This window comes from Methylobacterium sp. A54F (genome assembly GCF_053346035.1).
The window spans coordinates 205,603-231,934 of sequence record NZ_JBKFBF010000007.1; the positions used below are offsets into that span (position 1 = coordinate 205,603).

Consider the following 26,332-nt stretch of genomic DNA (forward strand, 5'->3'; position numbering starts at 1 on the left):
GCGCTACAAGGGGCGAGACCGGCATATAGGGTGCCGCCGGCGGTTTGGCGCCTCCCCGCGGACATGAGCGGCCCCCGGCCGGTGCATCGATCGTGCCGGCCGCCTCAGCACAGGCCCGCCGCCCGCAGCACGTCGTGCGCGCGGATGATGTCGCGCAGGCGCTCCTCGAAGGAGCGGTCGCCGCCGTTGGCGTCGGGGTGGAAGCGTTTCACGAGGGTCTTGTACTGCGCCTTGACGGCGGCGGTGTCGGCGCTCTCGTCGAGCCCCATCACGTCGAGCGCCTTGCGCACGGCGGCCGAGTGGCGGGGCCGCGGCGGCTCCGCGCGTGCCCGCGCCCGCGTCTCGCCGACGCCCTCCGCGCGCAGGACGCCGAGCGGGTCGACGTAGGCCCAGTCGCGCTCCGTGCCCGCCTTCGCCTTGTCCTCCCCGGCGCGGTTCATGCCCATCGCCCAGGTCGGGCGATGACCGATGATCGCGTCCTTCTGGTAGGCCTGGACGGCGGCGTCGTTCATGCCGTCGAAGTAGTTATAGGTCGCGTTGTAGGCGCGGACATGGTCCATGCAGAAGCGCCAGTACTGGCCCTCCGCCTTGCGGCCCTTCGGGGCGCGGTAGAGGCCGGGGGCGCCGCAGCCGGGCGTCTCGCACACGGGCTCGGCCGTCTTCGGCTCGTCGCAGGACGGCTTGATGCGGATGCTGTCGAACAGGCGCGAGTTGAGATCCATGGCGGGGCGATTATGAGGGGGCGGACCGGAGACACAAGGGCGCCGGGCCTGATGACGCATGTGCGGAACGGGGCTTGACCGGTCCGCGAAGCGGGCGGGCGCCGAAGAGGGACGCGGGATGGCCGAGAACGGCACGCTGAAGGACTGGATCACCGGGCGGCTCGCCGCCGAACTGGCGCCGGCGCACCTCGCGGTGATCGACGAATCCCACCTGCACGCGGGCCACGCGGGCTGGCGCGAATCGGGTGAGACGCATTTCCGGCTCGACGTCGTGTCGGACGCCTTCGCGGGCAAGAGCCGCGTCGAGCGCCACCGCATCGTCAACGGCCTCCTGGACGAGGCGTTCAAGCGCGGTCTTCACGCCCTGGCGGTGCGGGCCCGCACCCCGGCGGAAGCCGCCTGAGCGGCGGGCTCGGCCGAAAGGGGAGGGGGGAGGCCGGTGGCCCTGCACTGCACGCCCCACATCGCCATCGACGAGGCGGAACTCGACGAGAGCTTCGTGCGGTCCTCCGGGCCGGGCGGGCAGAACGTCAACAAGCTCTCGACGGCGGTGCAGCTGCGCTTCGACGTGCGCCGCTCCGCGGCCCTGCCGGACGCCGTGGCGGTGCGCCTGATGCGCCTCGCGGGCCGCCGCCTCACGGCCGAGGGCGTCCTCGTCATCACCGCCCAGCGCTTCCGCACCCAGGAGCGCAACCGGGCGGACGCGCGCGAGCGCCTCGCGGCCCTGGTGGCCGAGGCCGCGGTGCCGCCGACCCCGCGGCGCGCCACGCGGCCGACCCTCGCCTCGAAGAAGCGCCGCCTGGAGGAGAAGTCCCGCCGCGGCGCCACCAAGCGGCTGCGGGGCACCGCGCCGGGGGATTAGCGCCCCCGCCCGGCGATGCCGGGACCGCTCCGACCCCGGGCGGACCGGGTATTTAGTGGATCGCGTCCACCGGCTTTGCGTGCGGGGCGGCGTCCGGCGCCGGCGAGCTGCCCGCGACGAGTTCGCTGCCGGGCTTGGCGATCGTCAGCACCACCGCGATGAGGGCCAGGAGCCCGGCGAGCGCTGCGGGGAACAGGAACGCGGTCTCGCCGAAGCGGATCTGCAGGAGGCCGCCGATCACCGCGCCGGTGCTCAGCCCCGCCCACAGGGGCGCCTGGATCCAGAACGAGGACGCCACGGTGCCGAGCATCAGGTTCGCGATGCCGGTGCCGAAACGGACGACCGCGCCCGTCACGTAGGTGAGCGCGAGGCTGCGGCCGGCTGAATCCTGCAGCGTGGCGTTTTGCAGGCCGAGGGCCAGCACGATCGGGTAGGCGTGGAGCGGGAAGGCGTAGGCGCCCCAGGGCATCAGCAGGCCGATCGTCATCAGCAGGGCCTGGATGCTGAGGAGGACCGAGAGCCGCCAGCGCCCGACCCAGGCGGCGATCAGCGTGCCCAGGAACGCCCCGAAGCAGAACACCAGGATGGTGCTGGCGACGCGGGTGACGTTCTCCCAGTCGGCATTGGCCACCGCGACGCCGAAGCGGGTGGTGTTGCCCGACATGAACGACATGAAGAGCTGCGAGAATTCGAGGAAGCCGATGGAGTCGGCGCAGCCGGCCAGGGCGGAGAGTGCGATCGCGAACGGGATGCGCGTCGTCGCGCTCGCCGGAAACGACTTGTCCTGCTGGTCCGCCATGTCTCTCCCTCGTGCAAGGCCCGAGCTTTAAGCCCGCACGGGCGGAGAGGTTGCAGTGGCAATGAAACGGGCCCCGACTTTTTGCGGCGGCCGGAGACCGGTCAGGCAGCCGGCGCCGGCCCGCACGGCTTCCGGACGGTGACGACGCGCCCGGGCACGTCGAGGCCGCGCTCCCGGCGCACGGCGGCGGGCGTGCTCGCCAGGACCGCGAGGCCCGCCGCCTCGGCTGCGGCCGCGACGTGGTCGTCGCCATGCGCGAATCGGGCATCCGGCCCGAGCCGGACGCCGGAGGCCGGGTGCCACTGGGTGCTGAACACCGCAAGCCCGCCGGGCCGCAGGGCACGGGCGATGCCGGCGAGCGCGGGCACGAGGTCGCCGAGGTAGATGAACACGTCCGCCGCCACGACGAGGTCGGCGGACGCCGCCGGCTCCGCGGCCAGGAAGTCCCCGAGTTCGCCGGCCTGGAGCCGGTCGTAGATCCCCTTGCGGGCCGCGAGCGCCAGCATCGCGGGGGAGAGGTCGACCCCGGCGATCCACCCCGCCCGGCCGGCGAGCGCCTGCCCCATCAGCCCCGTGCCGCAGCCGAGGTCGAGCACCCGGGCGAAGCGGGCATCGGGGCCCGCCGCACCGTCGAGGGCTTCGGCGAGGAGGGCGGGTCCCCGATAGGCGAGGTCGCCGACGAGGTGGCGCTCGAAGCGGGGGGCGTAGCCGTCGAACAGTGCCCGCACGTAGGCCGGCGAGATCGCACCCGACGCGTCCCCGTGCCCGAGCCGGGCGAGGGCGAGACGGATCCCGAGGCCGTCCGCCGGGTCGAGGTCGAGGGCGGCCGCGTAGGCCGCCACGGCGCCGGCCCGCTCCGCCTCGCCGCCGCCTGCCGCGTGGCGCGCCTCCCGGGCCCGGCCGAGGAGGGCCCAGGCCGGCGCGAAGCCGGGGGCGAGGTCGAGGACCTGCTCGGCCATCTCGGCGGCGGCGGCCGCGTCGCCCTCGGCGAGGCAGCCCTCCGCGTAGGCGTAGCGGCGGTCGGCGCGGAGATCGCCTGAGGAGTGCTGGCGTGACATCGGGGCCGGTGGGAGGGGCAGGGGGTGAGGCGGCGGGTGAGGCGGCGGGCGCGGGCGCCCTATATACGGGCTCCCCGATCCTTACGAGTGCCATGCCGCTCCGCGCCAGCGACCTCCTCACCCTCACCCGCGAGGGCCTCTATTGCCCGCTCGGCGACTTTCACGTCGACCCGACCTGGCCCGTCCCCCGGGCGCTCATCACCCACGGGCACGCCGACCACGCCCGCTCGGGCCACGGGCAGGTGCTCGCGACGCCCGAGACGCTGCGCATCATGGCGGTGCGCTACGGCGAGGATTTCTGCCGGACGCGCCAGGAGGCGCGGCTCGGGGCGGCGATCCGCATCGGCGACGTCACCGTGCGCTTCGCCCCCGCCGGCCACGTGCTCGGATCCGCGCAGATCGCGATCGAGGCGCAAGGGGTGCGGGTGGTGGTGTCGGGCGACTACAAGCGGGCACCCGACCCGACCTGCCTGCCCTTCGAGCCCGTGCCCTGCGACGTGTTCATCACCGAGGCGACCTTCGGGCTACCGGTGTTCCGGATGCCGGACACCCGGGGCGAGGTCGCCCGCCTCCTCGAATCCGTGCAGCTCTTCCCCGAGCGGGCCCACATCGTCGGCGCCTACGCGCTCGGCAAGGCGCAGCGGGTGATGGCCCTCCTGCGCGAGGCCGGCTACGACGCGCCGATCTACCTGCACGGGGCGATGGAGCGGCTGACCGAGCTCTACAAGCGCGAGGGCATCCCCCTCGGCGAGACCCCGAAGGTGGTCGCGGCCGAGCGGGGCAAGCTGCACGGCGCCATCGTGCTCTGCCCGCCTTCCGCGATCCAGGACCTGTGGTCGCGCAAGTTCCCGGACCCCGTCACGAGCTTCGCCTCCGGCTGGATGCGGGTGCGGGCCCGCGCCCGGCAGAAGGGGGTGGAGCTGCCCCTCGTCATCTCGGACCACTCGGACTGGCCGGACCTCTGCCGGACCATCCGGGAGACCGGGGCCGGGGAGGTCTGGGTCACGCACGGGCAGGAGGACGCCCTGGTGCACTGGTGCGGGACGCAGGGCATCCGGGCGAAGCCCCTGCACCTCCTCGGCTACGGCGACGAGGAGATCGAGGCGGCCGAGCCCGCCGAATCCGCCGAGGCGGCCGCGTGAACGACTTCGCCCACCTCCTCGACCGTCTCGCCTACGAGCCGCGCCGCAACGCCAAGCTCCGGCTCCTGCAGGATTACTTCGCGCGCACGCCGGACCCCGAGCGCGGCTACGCGCTCGGCGCGATGACGGGCTCACTGAGCTTCCGCGAGGCGAAGCCCGCACTGATCCGCGGCCTCGTGGCCGAGCGGGTCGACCCGGTGCTGTTCTCGCTCTCGCACAACTACGTGGGCGACCTCGCCGAGACCACGGCGCTCATCTGGCCGGAGCCGGTCCCCGCGGAGGGGGGCGGCCCCGTGGGCCCCGGCCACAACAACCCGCCGCCCCATCTCTCTTCACTCCACCTGCCGAGCCTCGCCGAGGTGGTCGAGACCCTGGCGGAGACCCCGAAGCGGGAACTGCCCCAGCACCTCGCCCGCTGGCTCGATGCGCTGGACGAGACCGGGCGCTGGGCGCTCCTCAAGCTCGTCACCGGCAACCTGCGCGTCGGCGTCTCGGCCCGCCTCGCCAAGACGGCCGTGGGGGCGCTCGGCGGCCACGAGGCGGACGCGGTCGAGGAGGTCTGGCACGGCCTCGCCCCGCCCTTCGCGGAGCTGTTCGCCTGGGTGGAGGGGCGGGGGCCCCGCCCCGAGACCCTGAACCCGGCCCCGTTCCGCCCGCCGATGCTGTCCCACCCCATCGAGGAGGAGACCGACTTCGACAGGCTCGAGCCCGAGGCCTTCTCGGCCGAGTGGAAGTGGGACGGCATCCGGGTGCAACTCGCGGGCGGGCGCGACCGCGCGGGGCATCAGGTCGCGCGCATCTACTCGCGCACCGGCGAGGACATCTCGGGCGCCTTCCCGGATCTCGCCGAGGCGATCACCTTCGAGGGCTGCCTCGACGGCGAGCTGCTGATCCTGCGCGAGGACCGGGTGCAGAGCTTCAACGTCCTGCAGCAGCGCCTCAACCGCAAGGCGGTGACGGGCAAGCTCCTGGAGGAGTTCCCCGCGCATGTGCGGGCCTACGACCTGCTCGCCGCGGACGGCGCGGACCTGCGCCCGCTCCCCTTCGCGGAGCGGCGCGCGCGCCTCGAGGCCTTCGTGGCCCGCCTCGACCACGCCCGCATCGACCTCTCGCCCCTCGTCCCGTTCGGGACCTGGGCGGACCTCGCCGCCGCCCGGGCCGACCCGGCCGCCGCCGGCGCGGGGGCGGACGCCGAGGCGATCGAGGGGGTGATGCTGAAGCGGTGCACCAGCGCCTACCAGCCCGGCCGCCCCAAGGGCCCCTGGTGGAAGTGGAAGCGCGAGCCCCACATCGTCGACGCCGTGATGATGTATGCCCAGCGCGGCCACGGGAAGCGCTCGTCCTACTACTCGGACTACACGTTCGGCGTGTGGCGGGAGCGGCCCGAAGGGGGCGCCGAGCTGGTGCCGGTGGGCAAGGCCTACCACGGCTTCACGGACGCCGAGCTGCAGAAGCTCGACCGCTACGTCCGCAACCACACCGTGAAGCGGTTCGGACCCGTCCGCGAGGTCGCCTACGGGCCGGAGGCCGGCCTCGTCCTGGAGATCGCCTTCGAGGGCGTGCAGCGCTCCACCCGGCACAAGTCGGGCGTGGCGATGCGCTTCCCCCGCGTCAGCCGCATCCGCTGGGACAAGCCCCCGGCGGAGGCCGACCGGATCGACCTTCTGGAACGCATCCTGGCCCGCGGCGAGCGCGAGATCGCGCCCGGCCAGACCCTCGATGCCGCGCAGCACCCCGGAGACGACGCATGAGAGCCGGCCGCATCGGTCCCCTGGAGGCCTACTCGGACGGCCCGGTGAGCCGGCGGGCGCAAGCCCGCCTCACCGTGGCGACCGCGGGCCCGGGCTTCACGGACATCACCGCCCCGGTCGCCGACTTCGTCCGCCGCAGCGGCCTGCGGGAGGGCCTCGTCACCGTGTTCTGCCGGCACACCTCGGCCTCCCTGACGATCCAGGAGAACGCCGACCCCGACGTCCAGGCCGACCTCCTCACCGCCCTCGGCAGCCTCGCGCCGCGCGGTGCCGGCTACGTCCACGGCGCCGAGGGGCCGGACGACATGCCGGCCCACATCCGCACGCTGCTCACCGATGCGAGCCTCTCGATCCCCCTCGCGGACGGCCGGATGGCGCTCGGCACCTGGCAGGGCATCTACCTGATCGAGCACCGTGACCGGCCGCATCGCCGGGAGGTGGTGCTGTCGGCCGTCGGGGCGTGAGGCCCGGCCTTCGCCGATCCTGAAACGGGTCGCGCGGGATGCCGGAGGCACCCCGCGCGAGGAAACGTTCAGGCGTGCGCGCTCAGTCGAACATGTCGGGCTGGGTCGCCGCGATGTGGCTGTAGAGCGTCTGGAAGTGCAGCCAGCCGATGTAGTCGCTGCCGACATGCTCGCGGCTGTACTGGGCGGTCTTCTGCGATATCGTCTGCGGCTTGATGCCGGTGGACTCAACCAGGATCTGCTGCTGGCAGGCCCGCTCCAGGGCGATGAACCAGAACGCCGCGTCGTCGATGCTGTGATGCGAGCAGGTCAGGAGGCCGTGGTTCTGGTGCAGGACGCCGCGGTTGCGGCCGATCTCCTTGGCGACCGACCAGCCGCTCTCCTTCTCGACCGCGACGGCGCCGGCCGAGGCACCGATCACCGCGTGGCTGTTGTAGAACGCCGCTGCGTCCTGGCTGATCATGTCGAGGGGGCGGCCCGTGGCGCACCAGGCGGTGCCGTACATCGTGTGGGCGTGGCACATCGCCATCACCTCGGGGTACTCCTCGTGCACGGCGGCGTGCAGCACGAAGCCGGCGCGGTTGATCGCGTGGGTGCCCTCGACGACCTCGCCCTTGTGGTCGGCGAGGATCAGGTTCGACACCTTCACCTGCGAGAAGTGCACGCACATCGGGTTCGTCCAGTACAGCTCCGGGCGCTCCGGATCGCGGACGGTGAGGTGGCCGGCGAAGCCGTAGTCGAAGCCGTGCATCGCGAAGGCGCGGCAGGCGGCGACGAGGTGCTGCTTGCGGTACGCGCGCTCCTCCGCGAAGGTCTTGAACTCCGGGGTCTCGGGGAAGATCAGCCCCTCCTGCTCGGGCTGGTAGATCGAGATCCGCTTGCGGCCGGCCCGGTCCGGGGCGAGCGCGATGGCGACGTCGTGATCGTGGTCGTGATCGTGGTCCAGCATGGCGGTTCCTTCTCGGGTGTTCGGGGGGATTTCAGCGGTTGACGAGGTGCTTGGGCATCGTCAGCGCGAGGAGGCTGCCGACCACCAGGCATCCGGCGAGGGTGTAGACGCCGAGGCTCGTGGACTTGGTCTGATCGACGATCCAGCCGATCAGGTAGGGGCTGACGAAGCCCGCGAGGTTGCCGACCGAGTTCACCACGGCGATGCCGGATGCGGCCGCGGCGCCCGCCAGGACGGCGGTGGGCAGGCACCAGAACTGGGCGAGGGTGACGAGGACGCCCATGGTGGCGACGGTCAGCGCGATCTCGGCCACCACGATGTCGGTGCTGTAGCGGATGCTGATCAGCCAGCCGACCGCGCCGATCATGCCCGGCACCACGATGTGCCAGCGCCGCTCCCCGGCCGCGTCCGACATGCGGCCCACCACGATCATGGCGATCGCCGCGGCGCCGTAGGGGATCGAGGACAGGAACCCGATCATCAGGGTGTCGGTGACGCCCGCCCCCTTGATCAGGGTGGGCAGCCAGAAGCCGACCCCGTAGAGGCCCATGATGAAGAACAGGTAGATGCCGCTGAGCAGCCAGACCCACGGGCTGGTGAAGCCGTCCCGCAGGCGGTGCGCGGTGGCCCCGCCCGTGTCGGCCTCGATGTTGCGGATCAGCAGCGCCTTCTCGTCGCCCGTCAGCCACTTCGCCTTGGCGATCCCGTCGTCGAGGTAGGCGAGCACCACGAAGGCGAGGAGGAAGGACGGCAGCGCCTCGATGAGGAACATCCACTGCCAGCCGGCGAGGCCGTAGGCGCCCGACATGCTGTGCATGATCCAGCCGGAGAGCGGGCCGCCGATCAGGCCGGCGATCGGGATGCCGGTCATGAACATCGCGATGATGCTGCCGCGCCGGGCCGCCGGGAACCAGTAGGTCAGGTACAGGATCACGCCGGGAAAGAGGCCCGCCTCGGCGACGCCGAGCAGGAAGCGCAGCACGTAGAACATCGTCGGCGTGGTGACGAACATCATCGCCGCCGAGATCACGGCCCAGGTGAACATCACCCGCGCGATCCAGATGCGCGCGCCGACCTTGTGGAGGATGATGTTGCTCGGCACCTCGAACAGAAAGTAGCCGATGAAGAAGATCCCCGCGCCGAGGCCGTAGACGGTCTCGCTGAACTGTAGGTCGCTCAGCATCTGCAGCTTGGCGAAGCCGACGTTCACGCGGTCGAGGTAGGCGGCCACGTAACAGACGAACAGGAACGGTATCAGTCGCCAGGTCACCTTGCGGTATACACGCGTCGTCTCGTCGACCATCACCCCCGGAAGGGCGACAACTCCCTGTGCCATCGCGGCGTCTCCTCGAACATTTTCTTGTCGTGCCGCGCGCTTCCGGGCGGTGGCAGGATAGTGCTGATCGCCCGGAGCTTTGACAAACGACGAATTTTCACGGATCCATGAATCAGATTCGTGAATCCGCTCCCCGGACGAGGCCGTTGCAGCAGACGCCGAGCCTCCACGCGCTTCGTGCCTTCGAGGCGGCCGCGCGCCTCGGCAGTTTCGCGCGCGCCAGCGAGGAGCTACACCTCACCCCCTCCGCCATCAGCCATCAGGTGCGGGCGCTCGAACAGCATTTCGGGCGGGCGCTGTTCCTGCGGGCGAGCCGCCAGGTGATCCTGACCCCGGACGGCGAGCGCCTCCTCGCCGTCCTCTCGCAGGCCTTCGGCGCCATCCACGCGGTCTGCGCGGAGTTCAGCCCGCCGGCCCATGCGCGGGACCTCGCCGTGCACTGCACCCCGAGCTTCGCCGCCAAATGGCTCGGCCCCCGCCTGCCGGGCTTCATCGCGAGCCAGCCCGGCATCAACATCCGGCTGTCGTCGAGCGCCGAGCCCATCGACCTCCTGCGCCAGGAGGAGATCGACGTGGTGATCGCCTACGGGGCGGCCCCGCGGGGCGCGGGGCTGACCACGCGCTCCCTCGGCGAGGAGGAGATCGCCGCGCTCTGCTCGCCGGACTTCGCACGGGACTTCGCGCAGAACTTCGCCCGCGACGACGAAGCCGAGGGGTCGGCGGGGTTCCGAAGCCTCGTCCGGCTCGAATCCTCCTTCAGTCCCGTGCGCTGGTCGGACTGGTTCGCGCTGAACGGCCTGCCGATGCCGGTTTCGCGCACGGGCCCGTCCTTCGACCGGGGCTCCCTCGTGGTCTCGGCCGCCGTGCAGGGCCTCGGCGTCGCCCTGGAGACGCTCCGCTTCGCGCGGCCCGAGCTCGAAGCCGGCCTCCTCGTCCCGTTCGGGGGCGCGCGATACCGCAACATCCGCCGGGAGATGCACTTCCTGTGCTGCCGCACGCGGGACCAGGATTCCACCAAGGTCCGGGCGTTCCGCGAATGGATCCTGGGCGAGTCGCTGGCCGAGGCGGGGTGAGGGGCCGGCCGGCGCGGCAGACCGTTACAGGAACTTCGCCGGGTCCGGCTCCGGCGGGGGCGGCGCCACGTCCACGCGGTTCCACCAGCCGCCGCCCAGCGCGGTGAACAGGGCCGCCGTGTCGGCATACTGCGTCGCCCGCGCGCCCGCCGAGGTGACGAGGGCCGAGAGGTAGCCCTGCTGGGCGATGAGCACCTGCGTGCCGTTCACCGCGCCGGCCGTGTACTGCTTGCGGATCAGCTCCAGGCTCTCGCCGGTGGCCTTCTCGGCCGCGGCCGCGGCCGCGACCGCACGGGCGTCGGACTGGAGGGCGCGCAGCGCGTCGGCGACGTTCTGGAAGGCAGTGATCACCACCGCCCGGTACTGGGCCTGGGCCTGCGTCAGGCCCTCCTCGGCGGCGCGCTGGCGGCGGTAGAGGGTGCCGGCGTCGAAGATCGGCTGGGTCACCGCGCCGATGATCGTGAAGAAGCCGGCGCCGGGGTTGGCGAGCTGCGCCAGGCGCACGGCGCTGGCGCCGCCCGTGGCGGTGATCGCGAATTGCGGCAGGCGGTTCGCCACCGCGACGCCGACGCCGGCGCTCGCCTGCTGGACGAGGGCCTCGGCCGCCTTCACGTCGGGGCGCTGCTGCACGAGGCGCGAGGGCAGGCTGACGGGGAGCTTCGTCGGCAGCCTGAGGCTCGCGAGGGTGAAGGTCTCGGCGACCTCCTCGCTCGGCAGGCGGCCGGCGAGCGCGGTGAGGAGGTTGCGCTGCTGGGCGAGCTGCTTCTCCAGCGGCGGCAGCAATTGCTGGGAGAGAGAGAGCGCGGCCTGCTGCTGCACCACGTCCGAGCCCGAGATCTGCCCGAGCGCCAGCTGCTTGTTGTAGAGCTGCAGGAGCTCCGTCTGCGCCTGGATCACCCGCTTCGTGGCGTCGATCTGGGCGCGCAGGGCGGCCTCCTGGATCGCCGCCGCGACGACGTTCGCGGTGAGGCTGAGGTAGGAGGCCTCGAGCTGGAAGCGCTGGTTCTCGGCCTGGGCCTCGAGGGACTCGATCTGGCGCCGGTTGCCGCCGAACACGTCCGGATTGTAGGCGACCGTCACCTGCGGCGTGTACAGGCTGTAGAAGTAGTTGGTCTGGTCGAGGAGCGGCGATTGCAGTGAGAGGCCGGGCGCCTTCTGCTCGGCGATCTGGGGAACGGCCGTCACGGTGGGGAACAGGGTCCCGCGCTGCGCCTCGACGTTCTGGCGCGCGATGCGCAGGGAGGCCTGGGCGGCCTCCAGGTTCGGGTTGTTGGCCAGCGCCTCCGCCACCAGGCGGTTGAGGGCCTTCGAGCGGAACAGCGTCCACCACTGGCCGGGAATGTCGGCGCCCGAGACGAAGCTCTGATCGGCCGAACCGCCGTGCACGGTACGCACGTTGTCGGCCGCACTCGGGTTCGCGAGCGGCTCCCGCGTGTAGCGGCTCACCGGCGGGTCGGCGGGGGGCAGGAAGTTCGGCCCGACCGCGCAGGCCGACAGGCCGCCCGTGAGGCCGAGCGCGAGGCCGCCGCACAGGAGCGCGCTGCGCACGCCCGCACCCCCAACCACCATGATGCCCCCGCCCGACCGCATGGCATTGACCAGGGGCCGCGCGGGCCCGCCTGTCAACGCGCACCGGCCCGGCGCCCGCCCGAGGCCGGGTGGCTGTGTCGCCCACGTCACGGCCACCTCAGGCGGCCCGGCTGTGGTGCGCGGCCGGGCGCGCGGCGGGGTTCGGGCGCCGCCGCGAGAAGATCGAGATCAGGACCGGCACGACGACCAGGATGAGGTTCGGGGCGAGCAGGATGCCGCCGACGACGACGAGGGCCAGGGGCTTCTGCACCTGCGAGCCGATGCCGGTGGAGACCGCCGCTGGCAGCAGGCCGACGCAGGCGGCCACGCAGGTCATCATCACCGGCCGCATCCGCACGATCGAGGCGTTCCAGACCGCGTCCGCCCGCGCCCAGCCCTCGTCGAGGAGCTGGTTGTAGTAGGCGAGCAGGATCACGCCCTCCATGGTCGAGATGCCGAACAGGGCGATGAAGCCGATCGCCGCCGAGATCGAGAACGGGGTCGCGGTGAGCGCCAGCGCGAAGATGCCGCCGATCATCGCCATCGGGATCACGCTCAGCACCAGCAGCATGTCGGTGACGGAGGAGAAGTTGATGAACAGGAGCAGCGCGATCAGCGCCAGGGTGACGGGCACCACGACCGTGAGGCGCTGCACCGCGTCCTGCAGGTTCGTGAACTGGCCGACCCATTCGAGGTGGTAGCCGGCCGGCAGCTCGACCTCCGCCTCCACCCGGGCCTGCGCCTCCAGCACCGCCGAGCCGAGGTCGCGCCCGCGCACCGAGAACTTCACCGGGATGTAGCGCTCCTGGTCCTCCCGGTAGATGAAGGCCGCGCCCGACACGAGCTCGACGGTGGCGATCTCGGAAAGCGGCACCTGCACCACCCCACCGTTGGGGTTCGTCGCCCCGACCGTGATGTTGCGGATGGTCTCCAGCGAGCGGCGGAACTCCCGGGCGAGGCGCACGCGCATCGGGAAGTGCCGGTCCGAGCCGTACTCGTAGAGGTCCCCCGCGATCTGGCCGCCGATCGCCGCCTGCAGCGTGGTGTTCACGTCGCCGATGGACAGGCCGAAGCGGGCGGCCTTGCGCCGGTCCACGTCGATGCGCACCGTCGGCTGGCCCAGCGAGGCGAAGACCGAGAGGTCGGTGACGCCCGGCACGGTCGCGAGCACGGCCTTCACGCGCTCGGCGGCCGTGGTGATGGCGCCGAGGTCCGACCCGTAGATCTTGACCGAGTTCTCGCCCTTCACGCCCGAGGCCGCCTCCTGGACGTTGTCCTCGATATATTGCGAGAAGTTGAACTCGATGCCCGGGAAATCCGCCTCCAGGCGCTTCGAGAGGTCCCGGATCAGGGTCTCCTTGTCGAGGCCCTTGCGCCACTGGTCGATGGGCTTCAGGGGCGCCAGGATCTCGACGTTGAAGAAGCCCGTGGCATCGGTGCCGTCCGAGGGGCGGCCCTGGTGCGAGATCACGGTGACGACCTCGGGCACCTCCGTGAAGATCTTGCGCAGGCGCTGCACGTAGGCGTTGCCGGCCTCCAGCGAGATCGAGGCCGGCATGGTCCCGCGCACGTAGAGGTTGCCCTCTTCGAGCTTCGGCAGGAATTCCAGGCCGAGGCCGCGGGCGGCGAGGCCGGCGACCAGCAGGATCGCCAGCGTCACCGCGAGGGAGAGGACGCGGTTGCGCAGGCCGAACCGCAGGATGATCTCGTGGCCGAAGCGCAGGATCTTCACGATGAGGGTGTCGCGCTCCTCCACGTGCTTGGGCAGGATCAGCGCCGAGAGGGCGGGCGAGACCGTGAAGGTGGCGAGCAGGCCGCCCACGAGCGCGTAGGCGTAGGTCTTGGCCATCGGCCCGAAGATGTGCCCCTCGACGCCCGTCATCGTGAAGAGCGGCAGGAACCCGACGATGATGATGGTGGCCGAGAAGAAGATCGCCCGGTTCACCTCGGCGCCCGCGATCGCGATGGTGCCGAGGCGCCCCTCCAACCCGCCCGGCGCCTTCTGGCCCGCCGTGTGCTCTGGCTCGGCGAGGTGCCGGAAGACGTTCTCGACCATGATCACGGTGGCGTCGACGATCAGGCCGAAATCGATGGCGCCGAGCGAGAGGAGGTTCGCGGAATCGCCCCGCACCACGAGGATGATGATCGCGAAGCCGAGGGCGAAGGGGATCGTCGCGGCGACGATGATCGCGCTGCGCAGGGACCCCAGGAACAGCCACTGCACCACGAAGACCAGCACCACGCCGAAGACGAGGTTGTGCATCACGGTGTGAGTGGTGGTGTGGATCAGCCCCGAGCGGTCGTAGATGCGTTCGATCCGGACGCCCGGCGGCAGGATGGTCGAGGCGTTGATGCGCTCGATCTCGGCCTCGACGCGCCGGAGCGTCGGCAGGCTCTGGCCGCCGCGGCTCATCAGCACGATGCCCTCGACGATGTCGCTCTCGCCGTCGTGCCCGACGATGCCGAGGCGCGGCGCGCTGGAGACGCGCACGTCCGCCACGTCGCGCACCACGACGGGGACGCCGTTCACCTGCGTCAGCATCGTGTCCTTGATGTCGTCCATGTCGCGGATCAGGCCGACGCCGCGCACCACGGCCGACTGCTCGCCGACGTTCAGCGTCTGGCCGCCGACGTTGATGCTGGAATTGTTGAGCGCCGTGACGAGCTGGACCAGGGTGAGCCCCTGCGCCTGCAGGCGGTTCAGGTCCACCGCGATCTCGTACTCCTTGGCCTTGCCCCCGAAGGCGGTGACATCGACGACCCCCGGGATCGCCTTGAAGCGGCGCTGCAGCACCCAGTCCTGCAGGGTCTTCATGTCGGTGGAGGAGAAGCCCGGCGGCCCGACGAGCTTGTAGCGCATGATCTCGCCCACCGGGCTCGTCGGCGAGATCTGGGGCGTCGCGCCGTTGGGCAGGGGCGGCAGCTGCGAGAGCCGGTTGAGGACGCGCTGGAGCGCCTCCTGGTACGTGTACTCGTAGTTGAACTGCACCTTCACGTCGGAGAGGCCGAACAGCGAGATGGTGCGCACCACCGTGGCGTTCGGGATGCCGGCGAGCGCCACCTCCAGCGGGATCGTGATGTAGCGCTCGATCTCGTCGGCGGACTGGCCCGGGTTCTGGGTGATCACGTCCACGAGGGGCGGCACCGGATCCGGATAGGCCTCGATGTTGAGCTGCGTGTAGCTGGCGTAGCCGATCGCCAGGGTGACGACGAACATCAGGAACACCAGCACGCGCTGGCGCAGGGCGAAGACGATGAGGGCGTTCATCGCGCGGCCCTCGGGGTCGGGATCGCGAGCATCACGAGGCCTTGTCGCCGCTGGCCGCGCGGTCGATGAACAGGGCGCCGCGGGTGACGATCTCCTCGCCGGCCCCGAGCCCCTCCGTGACCTGGGCGTTGTTGCCGTTGATGAGGCCGATCTTGATCGCTCGGGCCACCACGGCCCCATCCGGCCGCGCCACCCAGACGTGGGCGTCGCGCCCCTCGTAGACGACCGCGTCGAGGGGCACGCTCGGGCTCGGCTCGGCCCGGCCGGTGATGATCGTGTAGGTGGCGAACATCTCCGGCCGCAGCACCCGGTCCGGGTTCTCGACCTCGCTGCGCACCGCGAGGCGGCGCGTGGCCGGGTCGAGGCTCGCGGCGATGTAGCTGACCTTGGCCTTGAACAGGCGGCTCCCGAAGCCCGCGACCCGCGCCTCGACGTCCTGGCCGATGCGGATCTTCGGCACCTCGCTCTCGCGCACGTTGGCGACGAGCCAGACGGTCGAGAGATCGCCGATCACGAAGGGCGGGTCGCCCGAGGCGGAGAGGTACTGCCCGATGCCGACCTTGCGCTGCACGACCGTGCCGGCGATCGGGGCCCGGATCGCCGTCTCGGGGCTCATCATGCCGCTCTTCTCGAAGGCGGCGATCTCGGCGTCGGTCTTGCCGAGGAGCTTCAGGCGGTTGCGCACCGCCTGCAGCGTCGCCTCGGCGGTCTTCAGGTCGCTCTGGGCGGCGATCACGTCGTTCTGGGCGGACTGGTAGTCCTTCAGTGCCACGGCCTTGGCGGCGAACAGCTCCTGCTGGCGGGCCGCGATGGTCTGGTCGAGCTTCAGCAGGGCGGTGGCCTTGCTGATGGTGTTGAGCGCGCTCTGGTAGTCGTTCTGGGCCTGCACCATGTCGCTGGCCTCCATCACGAGGAGGACGTCGCCGGCCTTCACGTCGTCGCCCGCGCGGGCGAGGACCTTCGTCACGCGGCCCGAATAGGGGGAGACCACGGGCACGTTGTCGTCCTCGTTGAGGGCGATGCGCCCCTCCGCCGAGCCCTCGGGCCGGAAGGTCATGGTGGCGACGGGGCGGATGCCGAAACCCGCCCGCTGCTCCTTGGTGGGGCGGAACAGGCGCTCGCCGCCGGCCGCCCGCTCGGCCGCCGCCGGCGCGTCCTCGCCCGAGGGCTCGCCGCCCGAGAACCCGGGCAGCAGCGCCAGGATCCGCTCGGCCGCGTCGCGCACCGGCTGCGGGTAGATCGCGGCCGCGGCCACCAGCGCGATCACCAGCGACAGCACGACCACGATGGGCAGCAGCCCGGAGCGGCGGCGCTCGCGGCGCACGCCCCGCCCGGTGCCGGCTTGGGCCTCGTCGTGCTCCAGGGGATTGCGGGCGTCCATGATCGTCTTCTGGGACTCGGCTCAAGGGTTGGCGGCCGCCGCGAATCGCCGAGGCCGCGGCAGCGCCCTCGGATCACGGACCGGGCGTGTGTCGCTTTTTGATGGCGGCCGGTGCGGTCTCCGCGGAACGTGATCCGCGCTCGCGCGGCCTTTCCATGGTCCCGTCGCGGAACCACCGTCAAGCTTGCCCGCGCGCCCGTCCGGGCACGATTGCGTGCGTGTCGGCATGGCGCAGGTCCCCCCGTTCCCGCTCAGGCCTCGTCGCGCCCCGGCCGGGTGCCCGGGCGAACCGGCCTCCACTATCCGCCCCGTGTGCCGGTTTCGTGAAGGCATGCGCCGGTGCCTGCCGCGCCTTCAATCCGGCGGTGGATGACACAATATCACACCAACGCCTATACGGCTCGCTCCCGCCCTCGAAGTCCGGAACGCTCATGTCCGATACCGCGACGCCCGCCGCCGACAAGATCCCCGTGACCGTGCTGACGGGCTATCTCGGGGCCGGCAAGACCACGCTCCTCAACCGCATCCTCACCGAGAATCACGGACGCCGCTACGCGGTGATCGTCAACGAGTTCGGCGAGATCGGCATCGACAACGACCTCGTCGTGGGCGCCGACGAGGAAGTGTTCGAGATGAACAACGGCTGCGTCTGCTGCACCGTGCGGGGCGACCTCATCCGCATCATGGACGGGCTGGTGAAGCGGCGCGGCAAGTTCGACGCGATCATCGTGGAGACGACGGGCCTCGCCGACCCGGCGCCCGTGGCCCAGACCTTCTTCGTCGACCAGGACGTCGGCGAGGCCGCCCGCCTCGACGCCGTGGTGACGGTGGCCGACGCCAAGTGGCTCTCCGACCGCCTGAGGGATGCCCCCGAGGCCAAGAACCAGATCGCCTTCGCGGACGTGATCCTGCTCAACAAGGCCGACCTCGTGGAGGCCGCAGACCTCGACCGCGTGGAGGGGGAGATCCGCGCCATCAACCCCTACGCCAAGCTCCACCGCACGCAGAACTGCGCGGTTCCCCTCGAGGCGGTGCTGGAGCGCAACGCGTTCGACCTCGGCCGCATCCTCGACGTGGAGCCCGAGTTCCTGGAGGAGGGGCACCATCACCACCACGATCCCGACCTGCAGTCGGTCTCCGTGAAGTGCGAGGGGCCGGTGAACCCCGAGACCTTCATGCCCTGGATCTCGAACCTGACGCAGGTCCAGGGGCCGGACATCCTGCGCTGCAAGGGCATCATCGCCTTCCCGGACGAGCCGAAGCGCTTCGTCTTCCAGGGCGTCCACATGATCCTCGACGGCGACCTGCAGGGGGACTGGCGGGCGGACGAGCCGCGCGTCTCCCGCGTCGTCTTCATCGGCCGCAACCTCGACGCGGAGAAGATCCGCGCGGAGTTCCTGGCCTGCCGGGCCTGAGCCGGAGACGGGCCGACGCCGGTCCGTCAGCCGAATCTCAACCTTTCGGCGCGATGACTGCGCGATAGCGGGCCGGCGTACCGGGCCCGCGGAGTTCGCGTTCCCATGGGCTCGACCATCGCCATCGGGTCGGCGTTCGGCGCCGGTCCCGCCCCGAACCGGTCGGCGTCCGGCCTCGCGCCGGGGCCCGTCGCCATCGATCCCCGGACCCGGGCGCGGGCCCGCCGCCTCGCCGAGGGCGTCGCCCGGGCGATGCTCGCGGCCTTCATCTTCTTTGCCTGCTTCGCCTTCTCGGACACCTCGCCCTACGACCTCGTGGCGATCCCCACGATCCTGGTCTGGCTGTGTCTCGGGATCCGCCTCCACCGGGGCGCGGTGCCCCTCGTCGCGCTGCTCCTCCTCTACCTCACGGGCATCGTCGTCGGGCTGATCCCGTTCCTCGACGAGGAGTTCCCGCGCACCTGGACGATCCAGCTGTTCTACCTCGCGCTGACCGGCATCTTCTTCGCGATGCTGTTCGCGGACGACACCCGGTCGCGGATGGAGCTGGCGCTCAAGGCCTACACGGCGAGCTGCGTGTTCTCGGCCACCCTCGGCATCGTCGGCTACCTCGACCTGATCGGCATCGAGGACCTGTTCTACAAGTACGGCCGGGCCTCGGGCACCTTCCAGGATCCGAACGTGTTCGGCTCCTTCCTGACGCTCGGCGCCCTCTACCTGATGCACGGCCTCCTCACCGGCACGGCCCGCCGCCCCCTCGTGGCGCTGACGGCGCTGATCGTCGTGCTCGCCGGCATCTTCCTGTCCTTCTCCCGCGGCTCCTGGGCCGGCAGCGTCGTCGCGACCGCCGTCATGGTGGTCTCGGTCTACGCCGCGAGCGGGTCCGCGCGGCTGCGCCGGCGCATCGTCGGCCTCACCCTGCTGACGGTGGTCCTCGGGATTATCGCGGTGATCGGGCTCCTCTCCGTCGACCACGTCGCGAAGATGTTCGAGACCCGGGCGGCGGTGACGCAGGACTACGACGAGGGCGAGACCGGCCGGTTCGGCAACCAGATCCGCGGCATCGCCATGCTGCTGGAGCATCCCCTCGGCCTCGGCCCGATGCACTGGCGCCTCACCTTCGGGCTGGAGCCGCACAACTCCTACCTCGGCAGCTTCGCCAACGGCGGCTGGCTCGGGGGCGTCGTGTTCCTCGGGCTCGCGGTCGCCACCGCCTTCGTCGGGTTCCGGCTGCTCGTGCAGGATTCGCCGGTGCGGGCCCACGCCCAGGTGGTGTGGTCGGCGCTGCTGATGTTCTTCCTGCAGGCCCTGCAGATCGACATCGAGAAGTGGCGCCACGTCTACATGATGCTCGGCATGGTCTGGGCGCTCGAGGCCGCGCGGCTGCGCTGGCTCGCCGAGGGCCGGCAGGGTATGGCGAAGCTTCAGCAACGCGCCGACGGGGATGGGTCGCCGTGAGCACGACACCGGAGGAGGCCGAGCGCCTCGAAGCCCTGCGCGACGTCGCCATCCTGGACACGCCGCCGGACGACCAGTTCGACGCCGTCTGCCGCACGGCGCGCCGCCTGTTCGGCGTCGCGAGCGCCTACGTGGCCTTCGTGGACGCGGATCGGCAGTGGCTGAAGACGCCCTGCGACGCGATTCCCTCGGAGATGCCGCGCTCCGAGACCTTCTGCGACCACACCATCCGCAGCGACGCGATTCTGGTCGTGCCCGACGCCGCGCAGGACGAGCGCTTCCGCCGGCTCGACCTCGTGCGCCGCGGGCGGATCGGCTTCTACGCCGGCGTGCCCCTGCTCCTGCGGCCGGGTATCCGCGTCGGCACCCTCTGCCTGACCGATCCGGTGCCGCGGGACTTCTCGGCCGCCGATGCCGAGGCCCTGCGCGACCTCGCCACCGTGGTGACGGCGCAGCTCAAGCTGCACCAGACCAACGTGCTGCGGGCCCGCGAGGTCGAGGCCCGCATCGCCCACGAGGCGCTGATCGAGGTTCAGGCCGAGGAGATCCGCCGCAGCGGCGCCCGCTACCGCGGCCTCGCCGACACCCTGCCGCTCCTCGTCTGGACCATGCGGCCCGCGGACGGGGAGGCGACCTACCGCAACCCCTGCTTCCGCAGCTACTACGGCGCGATCGGCGCCTCGCGGGCCGAGCGCATCGCCTGCAACCACCCGGAGGATGCGCACGCCATGGCCGCGGCCTGGGCGGGGGCGCTCACGAGCGGCCGGGGCTACACCGCGCAGTGCCGCCTGCGCCGCCACGACGGCGCCTATCGCTGGCACAAGCTGTCGATGACGCCGGTCCACCACCCCAACGATCCCGAGACGGTGATCGAGTGGCTCGGCACCGCCCTCGACATCGACGAGATCGTCACCGCCCGCATCGCCGTCGAGGAGGCGCAGGACCTCCTCCGCATTGCCCTCGAGGCGGCCGATGCCGGCACCTGGGACTGGGACATGCGCACCGGCCTCACGGTGCAGTCGCCCGAGAGCGTGCGCATCTTCGGGCTGCCGGAGACCGGCGCCGCCCAGACCCTCACCACCGCTGCCTGGACGGCGCTGCTGCACCCGGACGACGCGCCGGGGGTGTGGGAGGCGGTGCGGCTCGCGATCGACAGCCGCAGCACCTACGCGGCCGAGTTCCGGGTCGGCGAGCGCTGGGTCTACGCCCGCGGCCGCACGCTCTACGGCAGCGACGGGCGACCCGTCCGCATGGCCGGGCTCCACCTCGACGTGACGGAGCGCAAGGCGGCCGAGGCGGCGCTGCGGGCGCTCACCGCGGAGGCCCAGGCCGCCCGCGCCGAGGCCGAGCGAGCGAGCGAGGCCAAGAGCGAGTTCCTGGCCACCATGAGCCACGAGATCCGCACGCCCCTCAACAGCATCCTGGGCTACGCCGACCTTCTCCTCGACGAGCCCCGGCTCACCGGGGAGGACCGGCGGCGCCTGGAGCTGATCCAGGGCTCCGGCACCGCGCTCCTCACCGTCGTCAACGACATCCTCGACTTCTCGAAGATCGAGGCCGGCCAGCTCGACCTCGACCCCACCCACTTCCCGCTGCTCGCTATCATCGACAACACGGTCTCGATCGTGCGCGGGGGCGCCCTCAAGAGCGGGCTCGCCATCGAGGCGCGCCTCGATCCCGACCTGCCCGCCCACGTGGTCGGCGACGCCGCCCGCCTGCGGCAGGTGCTCTTGAACCTCCTCAACAACGCCGTGAAGTTCACGCCCGCCGGCTCCGTCACCCTGCACGTCCGCCGGGTCGGGACGGGCCCCGAGGGCGAGGCGATGCGCTTCGAGGTGACGGATACCGGCATCGGCATCGCGCCCGCCGAGCAGGCGCGGCTGTTCAAGCGCTTCAGCCAGGTCGACAGCTCGATCAGCCGGCGCTTCGGCGGCACCGGCCTCGGCCTCGTGATCTCCCGCCACCTCGTCACCCTGATGGGCGGCGAGATCGGCGTCGAGAGCCGCGAGGGGGCGGGCTCGACCTTCTGGTTCACCCTGACGCTACCCCGCAGCGCGGGCCCGGCCGTGCCGGACGAGGCGGTCCCCGCGCGCACCTCCGCCGGAGATCCGCGGGCGGACGGGCGCCCGCTGCGGCTCCTCCTCGTGGAGGACGTGCCCCTCAACCAGGAACTCGCCTGCGCGGTGCTGGAGGCCCACGGCTTCGCGGTGGCGGTGGCGGGCGACGGCGCGGAGGCGGTGGCCGCCGTCAGCCGCGCGGCCGCCGAGGGCGCGCCCTACGACCTCGTGCTGATGGACGTGCAGATGCCCCGCATGGACGGGCTGGCCGCCACGCGGCTGATCCGTGCCCTGCCGGCCCCGGCCTCGCAGGTGCCCATCGTGGCGATGACCGCGAACGTCCTGCCGAGCCAGGTCGCGGACCTGCGCGCCGCCGGCATGGACGACCACGTCGGCAAGCCGTTCCGGCGGGCCGACCTCCTCGCCACCATCGGCCGCTGGACGAGCACGCAGCGGGCGGCCCGCGCGGAGCCCGCCGCGCAGATCCTCGACCGGTCGGCTCTCGCTGCCGTGGAGCAGACCCTCGGGGCCGAGCGCGTGCGGGCCCTCCTCGGCCTCCTCGTCAGCGAGCTGCAGGAGCGCCTGCGCCCCGACGAGCCCGACCGGAAGCAGTTCGCCCACGATGCCCACGCCATGGTCTCGGCCGCCGGCATGCTGGGCTTCGTCGGCCTGTCCGACCTCTGCCGCGAGATCGAGGCGGCGGCGGCGAGCGGCGCCGACCTCGTTCCCCTGGTCCGCCGCCTGGAGGACCTGCGCACCGGCACCCTCGGGGCGATCCGGGCCCTGCAGGCGGCCTGACGCGGGTGACCCGCCCGCGTCAGGCCGGCTCCGCGGCCTCGGGCGCTTCCTCCGGCTCCGGGTCGGCCGTCCAGGCGGTCGCGAAGGCGGCGAGCTGCCGGGCGTCCCGGAAGGCCAGGACCGTGACGGAGCGCTCCGCCGGCACCCCGCCCGGGTAGGGGGCGAGCAGCACCGTCTCCCGCGAGAGCCTGGCCTCCGGCGCCTTCTCGGCGAGCCAGGCCTGCGCCTCCGGCGTCAGCGTCTCGGGGTCGGCGAGGGCCCGCGAATCCGACCGCAGCGCGATGATGCAGGTGCCGAGCGCCGGGTTGCGCTCCTGGATGCTCTTGATGAGGTCGATCACGGGGGCCTGCCGGGTTGTGCGGGGCGGGATGCGGGCGGGCGCCCGCTCAGCGCGCCTCGGGCAGCTCGTTGATCTGCACGCTCGCCTGGGCGTCCGTGAACTTCGGGATGTCGGAGAAGATCTCCTCGCCGTGGGCCTGGGCGGCCGCCCGGAACGCCTCGGCCGAGTCCCAGGTCAGCAGCGCCATCACCTGGACGGGGGCGGTGCCGCCGTCCGGTGTCCCTGCGCCGCGCAGGACCTTGGCCTCGTGCAGGCCCATCGGTGTCCAGCGCTCGCGCACCAGCGGCATGTGGTGTCCGAGGTAGTAGTCCATGTCGAACTTCTGTCCGGCCGGGTACATCACGCTGACGAGGATCATGGGGCGCTTCCTTCCGTCCGGTCCGCTCGGCGCGGGCCCGGGATGCGGGGGGAACTAGGCAGGCATCGGCGCGCCGGCCACCGCCGCCCCGACAAAAACCGTCCCGGCCCGCCCGCGGGGCCGGGCGGGCTACTCAGTGCAGCTTGACCCGGGAGACCGTGCGGCGGGTGAGCGCCCGGGCGACCGCGTCGAGGGCCGTCTTGAAGGTGCCGTGCAGCGCCATCTCGTGCATCTTGTAGAGGGAGCGGTACATCATCTGGGCGAACAGCCCGGCGATGAACATGTTCTTCCCCTGGATGAAGCCCATCAGGTTGCCGACGGTCGTGTACTCGCCGAGGGAGACCAGGGAGCCGAAGTCGCGGTAGCGGAACGGCTTCAGGGGCTTGCCGGCCATCTTGGCGGGGATCGCCTTGATCAGGTAGCTCGCCTGCTGGTGCGCCGCCTGGGCGCGGGGCGGGATCGGCGTGTCGGAGCCGGGCTCCACGAGGTAGGCGCAGTCGCCGAGCGCGAACACGTCCGGGTCCCGGGTGGTCTGGAGGGTCGGCGTCACCACGAGCTGGTTGGTGCGCGTCGTCTCGAGGCCGCCGATGTCCTTGAGGAAGGGCGGCGCCTTCACGCCGGCCGCCCAGACCACGAGCTCCGAGGGGATGAAGCCGCCGTCCGCGAGCGCCACCCCGTCCGGCCGGACCTCGGTCACGCGGGCCTGCACGCGCACGTCGACGCCGATGCGGGCGAGCAGCACCATCACCTCGGCGGAGAGGCGCTGGGGCACCGCCGGCAGGATGCGGTCGGCGGCCTCGACCAGGGTGATGCGCAGGTCCTTCGCGGGGTCGATCCGGTCCATGCCGGTGGAGACTACCTCGCGGATGGTCCGGTGCAGCTCGGCGGCGAGCTCCGTGCCGGTGGCGCCCGCCCCGATCACCGTGACGTGGAGCTGCCCCGGCCGCACGGGCCCGGGCTGGGTGTGGGCGCGCAGCACCGCGTTGACGAGGCGCTGGTGGAACCGCACCGCCTGGTCCTGCGTGTCGAGGGCGATGGCGTTCTCCTTCACACCGGGCGTGCCGAAATCGTTCGTGGTGGAGCCCACCGCCATCACCAGCGTGTCGTAGGGGACGCTGCGCAGCGGCGTGACCTCGCGCCCCTCGGCATCGTGGCTCGCGGCGAGCTGGATGGTGCGCGCCTGCCGGTCGAGGCCGGTCATCTCCCCGATCCGGTAGCGGAAATTGTGCGCGTGGGCGTGGTGCAGGTAGTCGACCGCGTGGTGGCCGACATCGAGGCTGCCGGCCGCCACCTCGTGCAGCAGCGGCTTCCAGATGTGGGTGCGCGCCCGGTCGACCAGGGTGACGTGGGCCGTCTTCGACCGCCCGAGCTTGTTGCCGAGCTTCGTCGCCAGCTGCAGCCCGGCCGCGCCGCCCCCGACCACCACGATGCGATGCAGGCCCTGCTCGTTCTCGCCCGGTACCATTCCGCCTCAGCCTCCCTCGCGACCCGACCGGCCGCCCGCCTCACATATCGCGCGGCATGCCTTCCGCCCATCCGGGCTGCGTCCCCGGGACGATATGGCAACGCTGCGCACGCACAAGAGCGGGTGTGTTGCCAGTCCCGGTTCCGCGTCCAGGGCCGCGCACCCGCGTGCGGCAGCACTTGCTCGGCACAGCGCACGATGGCGTTGAGGCCGAGCGCTCTCCCGTAATGTTACTGGGCATGCCGAGGGCCGCCATGACCGACCCCCAGCGCCGCGCCATTCGTAATGATCGCGCCCGTCTCGGAGCCCGCGGGCTCGCAGGCTTCGAGGTGCTCGGGCGAGAGACCGACCGCGACCTGACACGGCCGCACAACGAGGGCCGTCCGGTCGACCTCTGATTCGCTTCCTGCTCGACACCAACATCATCAGCAACGTCGCCAGGGCGATGCCCTCCGACGTGCTGCTTGCCTGGATGGCCGAACGGAACGACGAGGACCGCTACGTCGCCTCGCTCACGGTCGCCGAGATCCGGCGGGGCGTTCTGGAAAATCCGGCCGGGCGGCGGCGCGACGCGCTCGAGGCGTGGTTCTCCGGCCCCGAGGGCCCCCAGACCCTCTTCGCCGGCCGCATCCTGCCGTTCGACGAGCGGGCCGGCCTCGCCTCGGCCAGGCTGATGGCGGACGGGACGGCGCGGGGCCGCCCCCGCGGCGCCCTGGACACGATCATCGCCGCCGTCGCGGTAGCCAACGATTGCGTGGTGGTCACCGACAACGAGGGGCACTTCGAGGGCGTCCGCCTCGTCAACCCTCTGCGGGCCGCTCCCTGATCGGCCGAGGCCGCCGCGTCCGCGTCGCCCGGGTGTTCCCGGCGGCCGCGCCCTACCCGCCGCGCGCGATCACGCGGATCGCGTAGACGAGGCCCGTGAAGACGAGCAGGCTGAGCCCGTAGAACAGCACGAACCACAGGAGCCTGCCGCCGCGGCCGCCCGGCGGCTCCCGCCCCGGCATCCCGCTCAATGGCCGTAGCCCCCGGCCTCGATGTCCTCGGCCACCTTCCCGCGGAAGACCCAGTAGGCGTAGGCCGTGTAGGCGAGCGTCAGCGGCATCACCACCGAGTAGCCGATCAGCGCGAACTGCAGGGCGCTCACGGCGTTGGCGGCCTGCCAGATCGTCAGCTTCGGGGGCACCACGTAGGGGAACAGGCTGATCGCGAGGCCGAGGAAGCCGAGCAGGAACAGCCCGATGGTGAGCAGGAAGGGCGCCACCGTCCGGCCCTCGTCGAGGGTGCGCAGGATGCGCCAGCAGACGAAGCCGGTCACCAGCGGCACCGGCGCCACGTAGAGCGCGTTCGGCCACGCGAACCAGCGCCACTGGATGTCGCGCCCGAGGAAGGGCACCCACAGGCTGACGATCGCCATCGACAGGAGGGTGCCGAACAGGAACTGCCGGCTCTTGCGCCGCGCCCAGACCTCGAGCTCGCCCGAGGTCTTCATCACGCACCAGGTCGCGCCGAGGAGGCCGTAGCCGCAGATCAGGCCGATGCCGGTCATGACGCTGAACGGGGTGAGCCAGTCGAGCGTGCCACCCGTGTAGCCCCGCCCCTCGATCTCGAAGCCCTGCACGAAGGCGCCGAGCACCACGCCCTGCGCGAAGGTCGCGACGAGGGAGCCGTAGTGGAAGGCGTAGTCCCACACCGCCCGGCTGCGGTCGGCCTTGAAGCGGAACTCGAAGGCGACGCCCCGGAAGATCAGCGCGATCAGCATCAGCATGATCGGCAGGTAGAGGGCCGGCAGCAGGATCGCGTAGGCGACGCTGAACACCGCGAACAGGCCGCCGCCGCCGAGGATCAGCCAGGTCTCGTTGCCGTCCCAGATCGGTGCGACCGAGGTCATCATGCGGTCGCGCCAGTTGCCCCGCTCGGCCGCCGTGAACAGGATGCCGACCCCGAGGTCGAACCCGTCGATCACCACGTACATCGCGACCGCGAGGGCGAGCAGCCCCGACCAGACCAGCGGCAGCCAGAAGGCCGCGCCCTCGTACTCCATGCCGAACCCGAACATGCCGGACG

The 26,332-nt window shown here is 71.8% G+C and carries 24 protein-coding genes; 11 read left to right on the plus strand and 13 right to left on the minus strand.

Annotated elements, in window-relative coordinates; all coding sequences use genetic code 11:
• Positions 1–104: 104 nt before the first annotated feature.
• Positions 105–722, minus strand: a complete 618-nt coding sequence (locus ACLBXP_RS13785; RefSeq protein WP_447668293.1) for a J domain-containing protein — start codon at positions 720–722, stop codon at positions 105–107.
• Positions 723–840: 118 nt separating this feature from the next.
• Between ACLBXP_RS13785 and ACLBXP_RS13790 the strand changes: the two genes are divergently transcribed.
• Positions 841–1,125 (plus strand): BolA family protein, encoded by a 285-nt coding sequence (locus ACLBXP_RS13790; RefSeq protein WP_447668294.1) that lies wholly within the window; start codon positions 841–843, stop codon positions 1,123–1,125.
• A gap of 36 nt (positions 1,126–1,161) precedes the next feature.
• The gene (gene arfB, locus ACLBXP_RS13795; RefSeq protein ID WP_447668295.1) at positions 1,162–1,584 is read left to right on the plus strand and encodes an alternative ribosome rescue aminoacyl-tRNA hydrolase ArfB; all 423 of its coding nucleotides are present in this window, start codon (positions 1,162–1,164) and stop codon (positions 1,582–1,584) included.
• 52 nt (positions 1,585–1,636) lie between these two features.
• Here arfB and ACLBXP_RS13800 read toward each other — a convergent pair whose 3' ends face one another.
• Complete coding sequence (locus ACLBXP_RS13800; protein ID WP_447668296.1) at positions 1,637–2,383, minus strand: YoaK family protein; 747 nt, start codon at positions 2,381–2,383, stop codon at positions 1,637–1,639.
• A 101-nt stretch (positions 2,384–2,484) separates the two neighbouring features.
• Positions 2,485–3,441, minus strand: a complete 957-nt coding sequence (locus tag ACLBXP_RS13805) for a class I SAM-dependent DNA methyltransferase (RefSeq protein ID WP_447668297.1) — start codon at positions 3,439–3,441, stop codon at positions 2,485–2,487.
• 92 nt (positions 3,442–3,533) lie between these two features.
• Between ACLBXP_RS13805 and ACLBXP_RS13810 the strand changes: the two genes are divergently transcribed.
• Genes ACLBXP_RS13810 through ACLBXP_RS13820 form a run of 3 tightly spaced genes read left to right on the plus strand, consistent with a single transcriptional unit; the run spans position 3,534 to position 6,798 of the window.
• A complete protein-coding gene (locus tag ACLBXP_RS13810; RefSeq protein WP_447668298.1) occupies positions 3,534–4,583 on the plus strand; it encodes a ligase-associated DNA damage response exonuclease in 1,050 nt (349 codons plus the stop codon).
• On the plus strand, positions 4,580–6,334 hold the full coding sequence (locus ACLBXP_RS13815; RefSeq protein WP_447668299.1) for a cisplatin damage response ATP-dependent DNA ligase: 1,755 nt from the start codon (positions 4,580–4,582) through the stop codon (positions 6,332–6,334). Before ACLBXP_RS13810 ends, ACLBXP_RS13815 begins: the two co-directional genes overlap by 4 nt.
• A complete protein-coding gene (locus tag ACLBXP_RS13820) occupies positions 6,331–6,798 on the plus strand; it encodes a secondary thiamine-phosphate synthase enzyme YjbQ (protein ID WP_447668300.1) in 468 nt (155 codons plus the stop codon). Before ACLBXP_RS13815 ends, ACLBXP_RS13820 begins: the two co-directional genes overlap by 4 nt.
• 82 nt (positions 6,799–6,880) lie before the next feature.
• On the opposite strand, the gene ACLBXP_RS13825 is transcribed toward ACLBXP_RS13820, so the two are convergent.
• Positions 6,881–7,747, minus strand: a complete 867-nt coding sequence (locus ACLBXP_RS13825) for a class II aldolase/adducin family protein (RefSeq protein ID WP_447668301.1) — start codon at positions 7,745–7,747, stop codon at positions 6,881–6,883.
• 31 nt (positions 7,748–7,778) lie between these two features.
• Positions 7,779–9,083: an MFS transporter gene (locus ACLBXP_RS13830; RefSeq protein WP_447668302.1), complete on the minus strand. Its 1,305-nt coding sequence runs from the start codon at positions 9,081–9,083 to the stop codon at positions 7,779–7,781.
• Positions 9,084–9,229: 146 nt separating this feature from the next.
• On the opposite strand from ACLBXP_RS13830, the gene ACLBXP_RS13835 reads away from it, so the two are divergent.
• A complete protein-coding gene (locus ACLBXP_RS13835) occupies positions 9,230–10,156 on the plus strand; it encodes a LysR substrate-binding domain-containing protein (RefSeq protein ID WP_447668303.1) in 927 nt (308 codons plus the stop codon).
• A 24-nt stretch (positions 10,157–10,180) separates the two neighbouring features.
• Here ACLBXP_RS13835 and ACLBXP_RS13840 read toward each other — a convergent pair whose 3' ends face one another.
• The 3 genes from ACLBXP_RS13840 to ACLBXP_RS13850 form a co-directional block, all read right to left on the minus strand.
• Entirely contained in the window at positions 10,181–11,746 is a 1,566-nt protein-coding gene (locus ACLBXP_RS13840) for an efflux transporter outer membrane subunit (RefSeq protein WP_447668304.1), read from the minus strand.
• Between the two features lie 97 nt (positions 11,747–11,843).
• Positions 11,844–14,993, minus strand: coding sequence for an efflux RND transporter permease subunit (locus ACLBXP_RS13845; protein WP_447668305.1), 3,150 nt, complete (start codon positions 14,991–14,993; stop codon positions 11,844–11,846).
• 31 nt (positions 14,994–15,024) lie between these two features.
• Positions 15,025–16,374 (minus strand): efflux RND transporter periplasmic adaptor subunit, encoded by a 1,350-nt coding sequence (locus ACLBXP_RS13850; protein WP_447668306.1) that lies wholly within the window; start codon positions 16,372–16,374, stop codon positions 15,025–15,027.
• 431 nt (positions 16,375–16,805) lie between these two features.
• Between ACLBXP_RS13850 and ACLBXP_RS13855 the strand changes: the two genes are divergently transcribed.
• The 3 genes from ACLBXP_RS13855 (at position 16,806) to ACLBXP_RS13865 (ending at position 22,102) form a co-directional block, all read left to right on the plus strand.
• The gene (locus tag ACLBXP_RS13855) at positions 16,806–17,789 is read left to right on the plus strand and encodes a CobW family GTP-binding protein (RefSeq protein WP_447668307.1); all 984 of its coding nucleotides are present in this window, start codon (positions 16,806–16,808) and stop codon (positions 17,787–17,789) included.
• Positions 17,790–17,894: 105 nt separating this feature from the next.
• Entirely contained in the window at positions 17,895–19,247 is a 1,353-nt protein-coding gene (locus ACLBXP_RS13860; protein WP_447668308.1) for an O-antigen ligase family protein, read from the plus strand.
• 35 nt (positions 19,248–19,282) lie between these two features.
• Complete coding sequence (locus tag ACLBXP_RS13865; protein ID WP_447668376.1) at positions 19,283–22,102, plus strand: ATP-binding protein; 2,820 nt, start codon at positions 19,283–19,285, stop codon at positions 22,100–22,102.
• Positions 22,103–22,121: 19 nt separating this feature from the next.
• Here ACLBXP_RS13865 and ACLBXP_RS13870 read toward each other — a convergent pair whose 3' ends face one another.
• From ACLBXP_RS13870 to ACLBXP_RS13880, 3 genes are all read right to left on the minus strand, one after another.
• A complete protein-coding gene (locus tag ACLBXP_RS13870; RefSeq protein WP_447668309.1) occupies positions 22,122–22,442 on the minus strand; it encodes a hypothetical protein in 321 nt (106 codons plus the stop codon).
• 46 nt (positions 22,443–22,488) lie between these two features.
• Complete coding sequence (locus ACLBXP_RS13875) at positions 22,489–22,800, minus strand: EthD family reductase (protein ID WP_447668310.1); 312 nt, start codon at positions 22,798–22,800, stop codon at positions 22,489–22,491.
• A 133-nt stretch (positions 22,801–22,933) separates the two neighbouring features.
• Positions 22,934–24,265, minus strand: coding sequence for an NAD(P)/FAD-dependent oxidoreductase (locus tag ACLBXP_RS13880; protein WP_447668311.1), 1,332 nt, complete (start codon positions 24,263–24,265; stop codon positions 22,934–22,936).
• 254 nt (positions 24,266–24,519) lie between these two features.
• Here ACLBXP_RS13880 and ACLBXP_RS13885 point away from each other — a divergent pair, with 254 nt between their 5' ends.
• Together ACLBXP_RS13885 and ACLBXP_RS13890 are read left to right on the plus strand one after the other, a co-directional pair.
• Positions 24,520–24,663, plus strand: a complete 144-nt coding sequence (locus ACLBXP_RS13885) for a hypothetical protein (RefSeq protein ID WP_447668312.1) — start codon at positions 24,520–24,522, stop codon at positions 24,661–24,663.
• Positions 24,660–25,091, plus strand: a complete 432-nt coding sequence (locus tag ACLBXP_RS13890) for a PIN domain-containing protein (protein WP_447668377.1) — start codon at positions 24,660–24,662, stop codon at positions 25,089–25,091. Before ACLBXP_RS13885 ends, ACLBXP_RS13890 begins: the two co-directional genes overlap by 4 nt.
• 52 nt (positions 25,092–25,143) lie before the next feature.
• Here the strand turns inward: ACLBXP_RS13890 and ACLBXP_RS13895 are convergent, their stop codons facing one another.
• Positions 25,144–25,272 (minus strand): hypothetical protein, encoded by a 129-nt coding sequence (locus ACLBXP_RS13895; protein WP_447668313.1) that lies wholly within the window; start codon positions 25,270–25,272, stop codon positions 25,144–25,146.
• A 5-nt stretch (positions 25,273–25,277) separates the two neighbouring features.
• Positions 25,278–26,324 carry a cytochrome d ubiquinol oxidase subunit II gene (cydB, locus tag ACLBXP_RS13900; protein WP_447668314.1) on the minus strand — a complete coding sequence of 349 codons (1,047 nt, stop codon included), beginning with the start codon at positions 26,322–26,324 and terminating at the stop codon, positions 25,278–25,280.
• Positions 26,325–26,332 lie beyond the last annotated feature (8 nt).

Coding starts and splice junctions, on each gene's coding strand:
- ACLBXP_RS13785 (WP_447668293.1), bottom strand. CDS start 722: ATGGATCTCAACTCGCGCCTGTTCGACAGCATCCGCATCAAGCCGTCC.
- ACLBXP_RS13790 (WP_447668294.1), top strand. CDS start 841: ATGGCCGAGAACGGCACGCTGAAGGACTGGATCACCGGGCGGCTCGCC.
- ACLBXP_RS13800 (WP_447668296.1), bottom strand. CDS start 2,383: ATGGCGGACCAGCAGGACAAGTCGTTTCCGGCGAGCGCGACGACGCGC.
- ACLBXP_RS13805 (WP_447668297.1), bottom strand. CDS start 3,441: ATGTCACGCCAGCACTCCTCAGGCGATCTCCGCGCCGACCGCCGCTAC.
- ACLBXP_RS13810 (WP_447668298.1), top strand. CDS start 3,534: ATGCCGCTCCGCGCCAGCGACCTCCTCACCCTCACCCGCGAGGGCCTC.
- ACLBXP_RS13820 (WP_447668300.1), top strand. CDS start 6,331: ATGAGAGCCGGCCGCATCGGTCCCCTGGAGGCCTACTCGGACGGCCCG.
- ACLBXP_RS13825 (WP_447668301.1), bottom strand. CDS start 7,747: ATGCTGGACCACGATCACGACCACGATCACGACGTCGCCATCGCGCTC.
- ACLBXP_RS13830 (WP_447668302.1), bottom strand. CDS start 9,083: ATGGCACAGGGAGTTGTCGCCCTTCCGGGGGTGATGGTCGACGAGACG.
- ACLBXP_RS13840 (WP_447668304.1), bottom strand. CDS start 11,746: ATGCGGTCGGGCGGGGGCATCATGGTGGTTGGGGGTGCGGGCGTGCGC.
- ACLBXP_RS13845 (WP_447668305.1), bottom strand. CDS start 14,993: ATGAACGCCCTCATCGTCTTCGCCCTGCGCCAGCGCGTGCTGGTGTTC.
- ACLBXP_RS13850 (WP_447668306.1), bottom strand. CDS start 16,374: ATGGACGCCCGCAATCCCCTGGAGCACGACGAGGCCCAAGCCGGCACC.
- ACLBXP_RS13855 (WP_447668307.1), top strand. CDS start 16,806: ATGTCCGATACCGCGACGCCCGCCGCCGACAAGATCCCCGTGACCGTG.
- ACLBXP_RS13860 (WP_447668308.1), top strand. CDS start 17,895: ATGGGCTCGACCATCGCCATCGGGTCGGCGTTCGGCGCCGGTCCCGCC.
- ACLBXP_RS13875 (WP_447668310.1), bottom strand. CDS start 22,800: ATGATCCTCGTCAGCGTGATGTACCCGGCCGGACAGAAGTTCGACATG.
- ACLBXP_RS13880 (WP_447668311.1), bottom strand. CDS start 24,265: ATGGTACCGGGCGAGAACGAGCAGGGCCTGCATCGCATCGTGGTGGTC.
- ACLBXP_RS13885 (WP_447668312.1), top strand. CDS start 24,520: ATGACCGACCCCCAGCGCCGCGCCATTCGTAATGATCGCGCCCGTCTC.
- ACLBXP_RS13895 (WP_447668313.1), bottom strand. CDS start 25,272: ATGCCGGGGCGGGAGCCGCCGGGCGGCCGCGGCGGCAGGCTCCTGTGG.
- cydB (WP_447668314.1), bottom strand. CDS start 26,324: ATGTTCGGGTTCGGCATGGAGTACGAGGGCGCGGCCTTCTGGCTGCCG.